The organism is Cellulosimicrobium sp. GQ32, from assembly GCF_059758455.1.
The window spans coordinates 75,869-89,653 of the sequence record NZ_JCAXEP010000006.1 but is presented as its reverse complement, the minus strand read 5'-3'; the positions used below and the strand labels follow the sequence as shown (position 1 = coordinate 89,653).

The 13,785-nt window shown below is 75.2% G+C and carries 11 protein-coding genes; 6 read left to right on the top strand and 5 right to left on the bottom strand.

What is annotated here, in order from left to right; genetic code table 11:
- Positions 1 to 730: 730 nt before the first annotated feature.
- A complete protein-coding gene (locus AC6CH9_RS11635; RefSeq protein ID WP_498155191.1) occupies positions 731 to 1,555 on the top strand; it encodes an NAD-dependent protein deacetylase in 825 nt (274 codons plus the stop codon).
- Positions 1,556 to 1,661: 106 nt separating this feature from the next.
- On the opposite strand, the gene AC6CH9_RS11630 is transcribed toward AC6CH9_RS11635, so the two are convergent.
- Positions 1,662 to 2,093: a nucleoside deaminase gene (locus AC6CH9_RS11630; RefSeq protein ID WP_498155190.1), complete on the bottom strand. Its 432-nt coding sequence runs from the start codon at positions 2,091 to 2,093 to the stop codon at positions 1,662 to 1,664.
- A 274-nt stretch (positions 2,094 to 2,367) separates the two neighbouring features.
- Between AC6CH9_RS11630 and upp the strand changes: the two genes are divergently transcribed.
- The 3 genes from upp to AC6CH9_RS11615 all read left to right on the top strand — a co-directional run bounded on the left by upp (position 2,368) and on the right by AC6CH9_RS11615 (position 4,881).
- A complete protein-coding gene (gene upp, locus AC6CH9_RS11625; protein ID WP_047232332.1) occupies positions 2,368 to 3,003 on the top strand; it encodes a uracil phosphoribosyltransferase in 636 nt (211 codons plus the stop codon).
- Between the two features lie 328 nt (positions 3,004 to 3,331).
- Positions 3,332 to 3,997, top strand: a complete 666-nt coding sequence (locus tag AC6CH9_RS11620) for a winged helix-turn-helix domain-containing protein (protein WP_498155025.1) — start codon at positions 3,332 to 3,334, stop codon at positions 3,995 to 3,997.
- A gap of 161 nt (positions 3,998 to 4,158) precedes the next feature.
- Positions 4,159 to 4,881 carry an SDR family oxidoreductase gene (locus tag AC6CH9_RS11615; protein ID WP_498155024.1) on the top strand — a complete coding sequence of 241 codons (723 nt, stop codon included), beginning with the start codon at positions 4,159 to 4,161 and terminating at the stop codon, positions 4,879 to 4,881.
- 49 nt (positions 4,882 to 4,930) lie between these two features.
- Here AC6CH9_RS11615 and AC6CH9_RS11610 read toward each other — a convergent pair whose 3' ends face one another.
- Positions 4,931 to 9,841: a sigma-70 family RNA polymerase sigma factor gene (locus AC6CH9_RS11610; RefSeq protein WP_498155023.1), complete on the bottom strand. Its 4,911-nt coding sequence runs from the start codon at positions 9,839 to 9,841 to the stop codon at positions 4,931 to 4,933.
- Between the two features lie 175 nt (positions 9,842 to 10,016).
- On the opposite strand from AC6CH9_RS11610, the gene AC6CH9_RS11605 reads away from it, so the two are divergent.
- Complete coding sequence (locus AC6CH9_RS11605) at positions 10,017 to 10,814, top strand: hypothetical protein (RefSeq protein WP_498155022.1); 798 nt, start codon at positions 10,017 to 10,019, stop codon at positions 10,812 to 10,814.
- A gap of 78 nt (positions 10,815 to 10,892) precedes the next feature.
- Here AC6CH9_RS11605 and AC6CH9_RS11600 read toward each other — a convergent pair whose 3' ends face one another.
- Entirely contained in the window at positions 10,893 to 11,201 is a 309-nt protein-coding gene (locus tag AC6CH9_RS11600) for a DUF1540 domain-containing protein (protein ID WP_047234443.1), read from the bottom strand.
- A gap of 208 nt (positions 11,202 to 11,409) precedes the next feature.
- On the opposite strand from AC6CH9_RS11600, the gene AC6CH9_RS11595 reads away from it, so the two are divergent.
- Positions 11,410 to 12,135: a phosphotransferase family protein gene (locus tag AC6CH9_RS11595; RefSeq protein ID WP_498155021.1), complete on the top strand. Its 726-nt coding sequence runs from the start codon at positions 11,410 to 11,412 to the stop codon at positions 12,133 to 12,135.
- Between the two features lie 22 nt (positions 12,136 to 12,157).
- Here AC6CH9_RS11595 and AC6CH9_RS11590 read toward each other — a convergent pair whose 3' ends face one another.
- A complete protein-coding gene (locus AC6CH9_RS11590) occupies positions 12,158 to 12,559 on the bottom strand; it encodes a heat shock protein transcriptional repressor HspR (RefSeq protein ID WP_440674888.1) in 402 nt (133 codons plus the stop codon).
- Between the two features lie 143 nt (positions 12,560 to 12,702).
- Positions 12,703 to 13,692 (bottom strand): DnaJ C-terminal domain-containing protein, encoded by a 990-nt coding sequence (locus AC6CH9_RS11585; protein WP_498155020.1) that lies wholly within the window; start codon positions 13,690 to 13,692, stop codon positions 12,703 to 12,705.
- Positions 13,693 to 13,785 lie beyond the last annotated feature (93 nt).

The following is a 13,785-nucleotide window of genomic DNA, read 5'->3' as shown; positions in this document are numbered from 1 at the left end:
GAGGTAGAGCCCTGGTCGCGCGAGGTAGAACCCTGGTCGCGCGAGGTAGAGCTCTGGTCGCGCGAGGTAGAGCCCTTCTCGAACAGTCGTGCCGTGCTCGCGTCCAGCGCAACCCGGCGCGTGCTCGACGACGGTCGATCGCCCACCGCGGTGAGCTCGTCTCTCGCACGACGGCGGGCTGACGGGCTCGGCCAGGACTGCGCTGGCCTTCGGCATGGCATGGCATGGCATGCGAGGCGAGGCGAGGCGAGGCGAGGCGAAGACGGCACCACGGGCGGTCGCCCGGGTGAGCACCGACCGGGCCGAGACGACGCCGGGCGGGGTGGGTGGTGGTGCCGCGTCGTGGCGGGCCTGGCGGGAGCCGCGAGGAACGAGCGGCGGATGGTAGACGCGGCACCACCACCCACCCCGACCACCCAACGCAACCACACGCCGTCGAGCCCAAGAACCACGGCACTACCTCGCCCAACCACGGCACTACCTCGGCCAACCACGGCTCTACCTCGCGCAACCACGGCTCTACCTCGCGCACCGTCGTACCGTGGGAGACGTGCCCACCGACCCGACCGCGCCGTACCCGAGCGACTCCACCGAACCCTCGACCGCGTCCCCCGCGCACGTGGCCACGTCCTCCGCGGACCTGCCGCCGTCGGCCGTCCCGACCCTGACCTCGCGGCTCGCGTGGCGTCCGAGCCAGCCGCCGCCGTCGGGCACGGAGCCGGCGCCGCCGCTGGGGACGGCGGAGGACGCCGTGCGGCTCCTGCGCGGGCTGCGGGTCACGGCGCTCACGGGCGCGGGTCTGTCCACGGACTCGGGCATCCCGGACTACCGCGGCCCGGACTCGCCGCCGCGCAACCCGATGACGTACCAGCAGTTCGTGCAGGACGAGGCGTTCCGGCGCCACTACTGGGCGCGCAACCACGTGGGCTGGCAGCACGTGCACCGCACGCAGCCGAACGCGGGCCACCGCGCGCTGGCGCGACTGGAGGACGCGGGCGTGCTCGTGGGGCTGATCACGCAGAACGTGGACCTGCTCCACGAGGACGCGGGCAGCCGGAACGTCATCGACCTGCACGGCCGCTACGACCGCGTGATCTGTCTCCAGTGCGGGCGCGTCATCTCGCGCGAGCACCTCGCCGACCGGCTGACGGCGCTCAACCCGGGGTTCATCGAGAGCATCGGCGACGTCGCGGACGTGGAGATCGCGCCGGACGCGGACGCCGTGATCGAGCAGACGTCGCACTTCCGCCCGGCGCCGTGCGAGTTCTGCGGCGGGGTGCTCAAGCCGGAGATCGTGTACTTCGGGGAGAACGTGCCGCGGGAGCGGGTCGACCGGGCGTACGCGATGGTCGACGAGGGCGACGCGCTGCTCGTGGCGGGCTCGTCACTGACGGTGATGAGCGGGCTGCGGTTCGTGCGGCACGCGGCGAAGGCGGGCAAGCCGGTCGTCATCGTCAACCGCGGCTGGACGCGCGGCGACCCGCTCGCGACGCTCAAGGTCGACGCCGGCACCACCGAGACCCTCACGACGCTCGCGGAGTCGCTCCCGCACTGACGCCGAGCACGAGCACGACACGAGCCCGCGTCGAGCACGACGTGAGGGTCGTCATCCGCTCGATGACGACCCTCATGTCGTGCTCGGCGGGGTGCGGGGGTGACCGTCAGCGCTGGGCGGCGAAGAAAGCGCGCAGGAGGTGGGCGCACTCGTCCTCGCGGATTCCGCCGACCACCTCGACGGCGTGGTTGGCGCGCTGGTCGCGCACGAGGTCCCACACCGAGCCGGTCGCGCCGGCCTTGGGGTCCCACGCGCCGAGCACGAGCCGCTCGACGCGCGCGAGCACGAGCGCCCCGGCGCACATGACGCACGGCTCGAGCGTGACGACGAGCGTGCACCCCTCGAGCCGCCACTCGCCCAGCGTCGCGGCGGCCTGGCGCAGGGCGAGCACCTCGGCGTGCGCGGTCGGGTCGCCGGTCTCCTCGCGCCGGTTGCGCCCCACGCCCAGCAGGCGCCCGTCCCGCCCGACGACGAGCGCACCCACCGGCACGTCGTCGCTCGCGAGCGCGTGGGTCGCCTCGTGCAGCGCGAGGCCCATGAGCGCGTCCCAGACCTGGCGGCGGGCCGCGACCGTGGCCGGCGGGAACGTCCCGTCCGCCCACGGCAGGTGAGCGACGTCGTCGGGCACGGGACCTCCGAGGTGTCAGCGGCTCGTCGCGCCAGGCCGCGACGAGGTGCTGACCGCTCTGCGGTACGTACGGAGAGCCGTCAGCGCCTCACCAGGCTATAGACCGGTGCAGCCCTGACAACTGGCGGACCCGGCCGGTTACCGGGCGGTACGGGAGGTCCCGCGGTCGGATACCGTTGTCGCCATGCGCCTGCACGTCGCCGACCACCCGCTCGTGGCCCACAAGCTGACCGTCCTGCGGAACAAGGAGACGGCGTCCCCGACGTTCCGGCTCCTCGTCGACGAGCTGGTCACGCTGCTCGCCTACGAGGCCACGCGCGACGTGCGGGTCGAGCCGCACGAGATCGAGACGCCGGTGACGACGACGGTCGGCGTGCGCCTCGCGGAGCCCCGCCCCCTCGTCGTCCCCATCCTGCGCGCGGGCCTGGGGATGCTCGAGGGCATGACGCGCCTCCTGCCGACGGCGGAGGTCGGGTTCCTCGGCATGCAGCGCGACGAGGAGACGCTCGAGGCGGTCACCTACGCGAACCGCCTCCCCGACGACCTCACGGGTCGGCACGTGTTCCTCCTGGACCCGATGCTCGCGACGGGCGGCACGCTCGTGGCAGCGATCGACTACGTGTTCGCGCGCGGGGCGCGCGACGTCACGGCGGTCTGCCTGCTCGCCGCTCCCGAGGGGATCCAGGTGCTGGAGAACGCGGTCGGCGACCGCGTGGACGTCCAGCTCGTGGTCGCCGCGGTCGACGAGCGCCTCAACGAGAAGGCGTACATCGTCCCCGGCCTCGGCGACGCCGGGGACCGCCTCTACGGCGTCGTCTGACAGCCTCCCACCTGTGCGGACACGCGTGGCCGACCCCGGCCGCGCCGGTCGCCGTCGGCCCCCGAGCCCGGAACGCGAGACTCGGCCGTTCCGCATGCTGAGAAGTTCCCGCGCTCCCCTTGGCGTACCGCGCGGTGCGCTGCCATGCTCGCTCCCGTGAGCACCTCGACCCGTCCCGCCAGCGCGCCGTCCGGCGCGCTCCCGGGCGCGGTCATGTGCGTCTGTTGTCAGGCCTGAACCCTCTCCCGCACCTCGGTTCAGCCCTCGACCCCTGCCGACCCGCCGGTTCCCCGGCGACGCCGTCGGCCCGACGCACCCGGAGCCACCCATGACGCTCACCGCTACCCGCCCCGCCCGCCGCACCTCGACGCGCGCCGCCGCACCCCGGACCCTCGCACCGCAGCGCCCTGCCGCGCCGCACGCCACGGTCGCGCCGGACGCCGCGCCCCGCCGCAACCCCGGCTTCGTCCTCTACGTCGGCGTGGACGCCGCGCCGGGCGAGCAGCCCCAGGCACAGCTCGTCGAGCTCGCCGAGGCTCTGGGTGAGCTCGCCCGCGACTGGCTGCCGAGCGCCGAGACCTACACGGCCCTCGCGCTCGCCGAGCCCACGACCGCGACGTCGTCGCCCGTGCAGGACATCGCGGCGTTCCGCGAGCGGCTCGCGACGCTCTCCCCCGTGCCGCGCGTCGTCATCGACCCCGCGGGCCGCACCGTCACGGTCGAGGGCCGGTCCGCGCGCCTGACGTTCCGGGAGCTCGAGCTCCTGTCCTACCTCGCCCGCACGGCGCACCGCGTCGTGACCCGGGCCGAGCTGCTCGAGACCGTGTGGGCCGACCACGAGGTCGCCGCGGGCAGCCGCACCATCGACGTCCACGTGCGCCGCCTGCGCGAGAAGCTCGGGCTGGAGCACGTCATCACCACGGTCCGCGGGCTCGGCTACCGGTTCGACCCGCAGACCCCCGTCGTCCTCGGCGGCACGGGGGACGCCGCCTGAGGACCAGCGCTGCCGGGCCGCGGTCGACGTGGGGGTACGTGGGGGACCACGCGCCCGGCAGCGCAACCCCCGCCCGGCCCGGCCCGCCGGCACGCCGTCGAGGCACCCGGCCGACGCCGCTTCGCCGGGCGCGGACGCCCCCACGGCGATACGTTCGGCCCATGCGCACAGTCATCGCGGGAGGTCACGGCCAGGTCGGCCGTCGCCTGGCCCGAACCTTGGTGGAGCGCGGAGACGACGTCGTCGCCTTCGTGCGGTCCGCCGCGCAGATCACGGACCTCACCGAGCTGGGCGCGCACGTCGCCCTCATCGACCTCGAGAAGGACGACGCCGTCGCGGTGTCGTTCGAGCTGGAGGGCGTGGACGCCGTCGTGTTCGCGGCCGGCGCCGGTCCCGGCAGCGGAGCGCCGCGCAAGGACGCGGTCGACCGGGCCGGCGCCGCGCTGCTCGCCGACGCCGCCGAGCGCGCGGGCGTCGGACGCTACGTGCTCCTCTCCTCCCGCGGCGTCGAGGCGGCGCGTGCCGACGAGCGGCCCGACGACGTCGACGACGTGTTCTGGGCGTACCTGCGCGCCAAGGCAGCAGCCGAGGACGACCTGCGTGCGCGGACCGACCTCGCCTGGACCATCGTGCGGCCCGGGCACCTCACCGACGACCCCGGCGTCGGCCTCGTCGCGCTCGCGCCCGTCGGGGACGGCGACAAGCCGCGCGGCAAGCGACGCAAGCCCGGGGCTGCCGTGGGCGAGAGGTCGGACGTGACGCGCGACGACGTCGCGCTCGTGCTCGCCGCCGTCCTCCACGAACCGCGGTCGGCCGGCCTCGTGCTCGATCTCGTCGGCGGCGACCAGCCCGTCGACGACGCGCTCGCGGACGTCCTGCCGTAGCCGGACCGCCCCACCCCGCCGGCGTGGCCGTCCGGGGCGACGACGTCCGTCAGCCCTCGCCGCAGCGCGAACCGCGCTGCCAGAACAGCCCGAGGGGGTCGCGGTCCGGTCGCACGAGGACGCTGGCGTTGCGCGCCGTGTAGTTCCAGCCACGGTAGGAGACCTCGGCGTCGTGGTCGTACCAGACGCCCGCCTCCCACTCCGGGTAGCAGGCGGGGGCCGCGCTGAAGTCGTCGACCTTGAGCTGCCCGGTCCACCTGCCCGCGTGGACGACGTAGGACGCCCCGGACCACGGCGCCTCACCGAGCCCCTCCGTGCGCCGCTCCCCGGCCGCGACGGTCCACTCGCCCTTGGCCTGCCCCGTGACGCGGAACGTCACCGGGACGTTCGAGCCGGAGTTGTCGAGCAGGATCGACACGGGGCGGTACGAGTGGCCGCGCTGGGCGTCGTAGTACGGGTCGCCGAGGACGAGGCTCGCCGTCGGCGCCTCGACCGTGCAGTCGACCGCGTCGAAGTGCTCCGAGAGGGTCTCGGTGAACGACACCCCGAGCACCGTGCGCGAGAGCTCGAGCTCGACCTTCCCGGCCTTGACGGCGAGCGCGTCCGCCGCGACGTCCTCGCGCACGCTCGCGCCGGGGGCGACGTCGCCCAGGTCGCGGTCGCCGAACGGCGTGCGGGCGACGACGTGCATCGCCTCGGGCGAGTCGTTGCGCAGGGTCACGGAGAGGACGACGCCGTCGCTCCCGGCGGCGCACTGCGCGACCACCGTCGGGGTGGCGGTCCAGTCGGGCTGGTACCGGTCGCCCTGGTACCTCGCCGTGAGGCGTGCGTCCGCGAAGGTCGTGCCGAGCACGGTTCGCGACTGGCGGAACGTGACGGAGCCGGGCTTCACGTCGAGCGCGCGCGTGTCCACGGTGAACGTCGCGGTCGCGCCGGGCGCGACCTGCCGCGCGGGTGCCGAGTCCCCGTGGCCGACGGCCGACATGACCACGTCGATCGTCTCCGGAGAGTCGTTGGTCAGCGTGCCGACGAGCTTGACCGAGCCGTCCTGCCAGCGCGCGTCGACCGTCGCGGACCGGGCCCACTCCGGGCTGTACTCGAGGGCGCCGTAGCGGGCCTCGACCGCCTCCCCGCCCGGGCCCGACGGCGCCGCGCGCTCGACCGTGAACGTCGCCGTCCCGGCGGGGACGGACAGCGCCTTCGCGTCCACGGTGAACGTCGCCTCGGCACCCGGCGCGACGTCGACCGGCGCGGCGTCGCCGTGCGGGGTCGACATCCCGACGCGGAGCGTCGTCGCGGCGTACGGGTTGTGGAACGTGCCGGTCACGACGGAAGTGCCGACGCCGGTCCCGGGAGCCACCGCCCAGGACGTCTCAGCGTCGGCCGCGTGCGCGACCTTCTTCCAGTCGAAGCAGTCGACGGCAGGGACGTCGTGGCTGGCGAGCGGCGCGCCGTCGGCGAGCACCGCGAGCCGCAGCAGCGACTGGGCCACGCCTCCGGGCACGTCGACCGTCACGGCCGCGCCGCCGTCGACGGTCCGGTTCAGGTCCTCGCGCCCCTCGACCGAGAAGACGACCGGGACGGTCGAGCGCGTGTTGTCGTACCGCAGCGAGACCGTCGCGGAGGACAGCTCGGTCTTCGGGTCGAGCACGCACTTCCCGACGACCGGCGAGCCCACGGCGGGTGCGTGCCGGACCGCGTCGTACGAGGCGGTCACGGAGTGCGACCGCCCGGACCCGTCGAGCCGTGTCGCGTGGAGGACGACCTTGCCGGCCGCCACCTCGCGCGATCCGGTGTCGAGCGTGAGCGTCACCCTCTCGCCCGGTGCGACGTCCACCGCCTTCGTGACGCCCAGCGCACCGCCGTCCATGGTGACGCGCAGCGTCGTCGCCGCGTGACCGTTGCGGAGCTCGCCCTGCACCACGACCGACCGGGTCTCCGCGGACCAGCGCGCCGTCGCGCTGCCCGTCACCGACCACTCGAAGCAGTCGACGGCGCCCACCGTGCGCGTGCCGAGCTCGCGGCCGTCGGCACGCACCGTGTAGGCGGCGGCCTGTGCCCCGGCGCGCGGCAGGTCCACGACCTGCGTCTCCCCGCCCGCGACCGTCGCCGTCAGGCCCGGCCGGCCGTCGACGGAGAACACGACCGGCAGGGTCGACGCCGAGTTGTCGTAGGTCAGGCGCACGGGCGCGGACGACGTGTCCGTCGCGGGGTCGAACACGCACTGCCCGACCGACGGTGCCGGAGCCGTGGGCGCGATCGCCTGCGGTGGGAGCGTGAGAGCGAGGTCGCTCGCGGGCCGGGCGGGAACCGGGTCGCCGGCGAGGAGCCGTTCCTGGGTGAGGAGGATCATGCTCTCGGGGACCGCGGCCGCGTTCACGTCGACCGTCAGTCCGGCCTTCTCGTCCACGCTCGTGCGCCCCGGTACCTCGGCGTCCGACCACGCGGGGGTGTCGGGTACGACGACGTCGACCGTGACCGGGGCCCCGGTCGTGTTCACGACCTCCGCGACGTACCGCACCTCGCCGCCGACGTTCTCCGCACGGACGTGGACGTCCTCGGCGCCGAGCCACGCGAGCGGCACCGCCGCGCTCATCGTCCGCTCCGCGGTGACGCCCGCGCTCGCGCTGCCCGCGCGCACCTGCACCGGGAACGAGGCCGGCTCCACGCGGATCGACCCGTCCGCCTCCTGCCGGGCGGACGGCACGTAGCTCCCGTCGGCCCTGAGCTCGAGGTCGAGGCTCACCTCGGGCCCCGCTCCCGCACCGCGCGTGGGCTCCGGCAGGGGGACGTCGCGCTCGCACGTCAGCGAGCGGGACCAGTCCTGGGTGGTGCACGTCCACGCGTCGCTCGCCGGCCGGACGGACAAGCCCTCCGGCAACCGCGGCACCGTGAAGCTCACGCCGCGGGCGGCCCGGTCGCCTGTGTTGGTCGCCGTCAGCGTGAGCGGCGTGACCCCCGGGTTCGCCGGTACCGAGACGCGCTCCTCGTCCAGCCGGACCTCGGTGCCGACGTACTCGAGCGGGGGCGGCTTCAGGCTGGTCCTGACCGTCGGGAGCCCGTCCGCCGTCACGCGCGCGGGGAACTCGTAGGCGCCACCGCCCCGGGCCGTGACCGTGACGACCAGGTCTCGGACCTCTCCGGGCGCGAGCGCGCCGATGGCGCACGTGAGCGTGCCGCCACCGGCCGTCGGCCCGCAGGGCAGCGCCGCCGTCCGGAGCGCAGGCACGAACGAGGTGCCCCGGGGGACGAGCGCCGAGCTGACGGTCTCGACGCCCGGTGGCAGGTCGACCTCGACGGCGACGTTCTGCGCCGCGCGCCCTCCGGAGTTCGAGACCGTCATGCGGACGTCGGCGGGCTGTCGCGCGACGAGGACGACGTCCGCACCGAGCGCGAGGTCCAGGGTCGCCGGGGCGGGCTCGGGCGTTCCCGGGTCCGTCGGCCCGGGCGTCCCGGTCCCTGGGTCGGGGGGCGTCGGCGTGCCGGTGCCCGGGTCGGTGGACCCGCCCGGCGTCGTGGTGCCCGGCGTCGACCCGACGGGCGTGGTGCCGTCCGTCGGCGAGCCACCGCCGGTCCCGGTCGTGTCGCTCGCCCCGGCGGCGGTCCCGTCGGTCGGGGCGGGCGGGATGTTCGTGGGCGACGTCGGGTCGGTGGTCGGGTCCGGCGTCGTGGTCCCCGTGGACGGCGTCGGCGACTCGGACGGGGACGGGGAGGTCTGTGCGGTCGGGGTGGGTGCGGGCTCCGGCGAGAACACGCCGAGGGCGCCCGCGACGCCGAGCCCGGCGACCGCGAGAACGCCGACCGTGACGGCCGCGGCAGCGAGCGGCGCCGACGTGACGAGGGCGACGAGGCCGCCGGCACCGGCCGCGGCGAGCGCGCCGCCGCCGGCCGCCGCACCGCCGGCCGCGGCCGCTGCGCCACCGACGGACGCCGCTCCCGCCCCGACCGCACCGCCGGAACCACCGGCCGCGCCTGCAGCGGCACCCGCGCCACCGACGGCACCGGTCCCGGCCGCGCCTCCGCCGGCGCTCGCGCCCGCACCGCCGGAGCCGCCTGCGGCAGCGGACCCGCCCGCCGATCCCGCGCCCCCGCTCGACGAACCCTGGAGGGCGGCACCGACGCCTCCGGCGACGGCCGCGCCGCCGAACGTCGGGAGGGCGGTCCCGACGAGACCGAGCGCGCCGACGCCGAGGACCAGCGGGGCGATGACGGCGCGCATGCCGTGCGACACGTCGCCCAGCTCGAGCACGAGCGCGCGGCACTCGCCGCAGCCCTCGAGGTGAGACTCCACGCGCGCCGTCTCGCGCTTGGCGAGCCCGCCGCGCACGTACGAGCCGAGGAGCGCGTTGACCGTGCGGCACTCCTCGGCGGGGACGGACGTCAGGTGCTGCTGGAGGTACGCCTGCCGCAGCCCCTCGCGCGCCCGGTAGGCGAGCGCGGAGACGCCGTTCGCGGTGAGGCCGAGGATCGGCGCGATGTCCGCCGGCGAGAGGTTCTCGACCTCCGTGTACCAGAGCACGGCGCGCCACCGCTCGGGGAGGTCCTGGTAGGCGCGCGTCACCGTCGAGCGCTCGAACCCCTCGAGGGTCGGGTCCTCCGTGGACGCCATGGGTCCGAACGCGGTCTCGAAGGTGCGCTCGTCGTCGGTCGGCTGGGTGCGTCGAGCGCCGTTGACGAGGTCGTAGGAGAGGCGCCGGACGACCGTGAAGAGATAGGCGCGGAAGGTGACGTCGGGGCCGCCCCCGCCCTGGAGCACGGAGAGCGTGCGGGCGAACGCGTCGGAGACGACGTCGTCGGCGTCGGCGGTCGAGCGGACGTACTGGCGCGCGACCGTGCGGGCGGCGGCGGCGTGGCGCTCGTACAGCGCGCCGTAGGCGCTCGTGTCGCCCTCGCGCACGGCTGTGATGAGCTCGGCGTCGCTGAACGCCTCGCTCCACACCCGTTCCTGCGCCTGCGTCATGTCACCCGCCCCGGAGACCGCCCCGCTCCGAGGCGTACGGTGGCCATAGTAGACGCCCGTCCAACTTCAGGGCAGAGGGCTTCCGACGACGGAACGGTAACGGCCGGAGTCGTCCCTGTTCGCCCGATTTCACCCCGAACCCGGCGTCCCGGAAACTCCTTCGCCGACCCGCGTCATGGATCGGCCGCTCGCCCGTCTCATCTACATGGACCACCTCCACGGGTACACCGTGCCCGCTCCTGACGCCGTGCGCGAGCGCTGGCGTCGCGCGAGCGCCGAGAGCGTCTGGCTGCGACCGGGCGACTGGTACCACCCTGCCGTCGACGCCCTCGCCGAGGCGCTGTGCGAGGGGCGGGACGGGGCACCGGCCGCCGAGCGGCTCGGCCGCGTGCGGGCCGAGGCGGGCGTCGGGATCGGCGAGGCCATCGACGACGTGGTGTGCCTGTACCGGTCGCACGACCGCGAGCCCGGGACCGACCTGCTCCGCGCGGTCGCGGTCGGGTGGTCCGACGGCTACGAGGCGACGCCCGTGACGCCCGAGGTGATGGACCCCGAGTCCGGTCTCGCGACGTCCCAGTACCTGGTCCAACGGCTCCGGGAGACGTACGGCGTCGCGCAGCGCGCGGGGGTCGACGCCGCGGCGTCGCACGGCCTGCTCGTCGTGGACGTCGCGCTCGACCACCTGACCGGGTGGCAGCGCTTCGCGCGGTCGGCAGCGATGGGCCGCGCGCTCACGCACACGTTCGGCGACGGCCACCCGATGGCCTCCCTCGGCAACGGGCTCTTCGTCGTGCTCGGGGAGCGCGGCGCCGACGACGACACCCTGCGCACCGTGCTCCGCCACAACATCGAGCGCACGGGCCTCGCGCTGGGAGTCACGGCGATCCTGCGCCGACCGCCCCGCGTCTGGCTCGAACCGCTCCCCCGCACCCACTCCGCCGCCGTGCAGCTCCTCGACGCGCTCCAGCGCTGACCGCACGACGACGCCCCGGCCACGCGGGTGAGCGCGTGGTCCGGGGCGTGTCGTGTCGGGGGGCGTCCGCGGTCGGCGTCAGCGCGGGGTGAAGGTGAGGCAGTCGGCCTTGTCCTCGCCGGACGCGCCCGCGCCCACGCGGATCGACGGGGCCGAGCACTCGAGCGAGGAGTTGTGGACGCACTCGGTGCGCTGGCAGGCGCCGACGTGCGCGAGCACCTTCTCGAGACCGCCCTTGGTCCCCAGCGGGATGAAGGTCGCGCACTCGGCGTCGCCCGCGTGACCGGCGATCGTCACGGCGCCGGCGTGGCACCCGTGGTCGTGGTTGTAGCCGCAGCCGTCGATGGAACACTCGACGACCTGGGGCATCTCCGTGAGGCTGCTCATCGCGATCTCCTGTTCTCCGAGGACCCCTCGGGGGCCGGGCTTCCGTGTCCACGGTATTCCCGGAATTCCGCGATGTATAGCAAGGAAGGCCTTGCTAAGAAATGCAGGAATAGCGCCGTATTAGCGCACGACATTCTTGCGGAAATGCGTGACCAGGGCCGATGCCCCGACCCTCGTCAGGAGGGCGGGAGAGGCGTAGCGTCGGCTCATGGCCCCTTCGCTCGGCGCGCCGCTGTTCTCGGGTGCCGACGCCGACCTGTACGCGGTCGGCGCCGACCGCGTCCTGCGGCGCTCGCGCTCGGGGGCCGACACGGTCGGCACCGCCGAGGTCATGCGGCACGTGCGTGCCGCGGGCTTCCCCGCCCCGCGCGTCGACGCCGCGACGGACGGCGACCTCACCATGGAGCTCCTGCGCGGCCCGACGCTCCTCCAGTCGATCCTCGGCGGGCGGACGTCGCTCGCCGGATCGGCCCGGACCCTCGTCGCGCTGCACGACGCGCTGCACGCCGTCCCGCCCCCGGCGCCGCACGAGCCCGCGTACGCGGCGCTCACCGCGCCGTCCTTCGCGGCCCTCGACGCGCCCTCCGGGTCGCCGTGCGTCGTGCACCTCGACCTGCACCCGGCGAACGTCGTGCTCACCGCGGACGGCCCGGCCGTCCTCGACTGGACGAACGCCCGGCTCGGACCGGCCGGACTCGACCTCGCCGTGACCGCCGTCGTCCTCGCGGAGGTCGCCGCCGACGAGGACGACGAGCTCGCGCCGGGCGCACGGGTCCTGCTGGACGCGTTCCTCCACCTCGCCGACCCGGTGCTCCTGCGGCACCTCGACGCCGCCGCGCGGACCCGCGCCGCGGACCCGGGCCTGGATCCCCCGGAGGTCGCGCTCGTCCCCGCCGCCGCGGCGCTCGTCGCGCGCGAGGCCCGCCGGAGCTGAGACCCGGGCGGGACGGCCGAGGTCAGGACCCCGCGTCGTCGGGCCGGGGCCGCCAGATGACGAGCGCACGCGCCTCGCCGTGCTCGACGAGCGTCTCGCGCAGCGCCTCCTCGACCCCGCGGCGCACGCTGCGCCCGCGCGGCACGACGACGACGTCGCCGCTCGCCGCGGCCGCGAACACCCGGCCGCCGGGCTCGACGCGCGCGGAGAGCGCCTCGATGCGGCGCTCCAGCCGCTCGACCTGCGACTCGAGCGCGAGGATGCGCTGGATGCCCGCGAGGTTGATGCCCTCGTCGTGGCTGAGCCGCTGCACCTCGAGCAGCTTCGCGACGTCGCGCAGCGAGTAGCGCCGTCCCCGGCCCGCGGTGCGGCGCGGCACCACGAGGCCGAGGCGGTCGTACTGACGCAGCGTCTGCGGGTGCATGCCCGCGAGCGCCGCGGCCTGGGAGATGACGAGGACGGGGGCGTCCTGGTCGACGTCACCTCCGGGAGCCCGTCCGGCGGCGCTCCGTGCGTCCTCGCCGACCGACGGGTGACGAGTCTTCTGGTAGGCCATCACGGCCTCCCTCACTCCGCGGCCTGGCGGACCAGGTCGGCGCGCACGTCCTGACCGTCCGTCTCGGCGGCGAACGCCTCGACCGCCTCGCGGGCGGCCTTCGAGAGCTTCTGCGGCACCGCGACCTGGACGGTGACGAGCAGGTCGCCGGTCGCCTTCGCGGTCTTCACGCCCCGGCCCTTGACGCGCAGCGTGCGCCCCGAGGGCGTCCCGGCCGGCACCTTGACCTTGACGGTCGAGCCGTCGAGCGTGGGCACGCTGATGGTCGCCCCGAGCGCGGCCTCGGCGAACGTCACCGGGACGGTCGCGCGGAGGTTGGTGCCGTCGAGGGAGAAGACGGGGTGCGGGGTGACGTGCACCGTGACGACGAGGTCGCCGTCGGGACCGCCGGCCATGCCCGGGCGGCCCTTGCCGCGCAGCCGGATCTTCTGGCCGTCGCGCACGCCCGGCGGGATGCGGGTGGTGACGCTGCGGCCGTCGACGGTGAACGTCACGGTCGAGCCCTCGACCGCCTGGCGGAACGGGAGGGTCGTGGCCGCGGCGACGTCCGCGCCGGCCCGCGGGCGGGGTCCGCCGCCGAACTGCTGCGCGCCCGCACCGCCGAACATCGAGCCGAGGATGTCCTCGAACCCGCCACCCTGGCCACCGGTCGAGTACCGGACCCGGGTGCCACCCGGGCCCCCGCCGCCGAACATGCCGCCGAACACGTCCTCGAAGCCCGCTCCCCCGGCACCGCCGGGGCCCGCGGAGAAGCGCGCGCCCCCGCCCGCCATCGCCCGGATCGCGTCGTACTGCTCGCGCTCCTTGGGGTCCGACAGCACGGCGTACGCCTCGCCGATCTCCTTGAACTTCGCCTCGGCGCTCGCGTCACCCTGGTTCTGGTCGGGGTGGTACTTGCGCGCGAGCTTGCGGTAGGCCTTCTTGATCGCGGCGTCGTCGGCGTCCTTGGGGACGCCGAGCGCGGCGTAGAAGTCCTTCTCCATCCAGTCCTGTCCGGTCACGGCGCCTCCCTCCTGTCGGTGGTCGTGGTCCTGGTCCTTCGTGTCGTCGCTGCTGTCGTCGTGCTGCTGCTGCTGGTGATCCTCGCGTGCCCG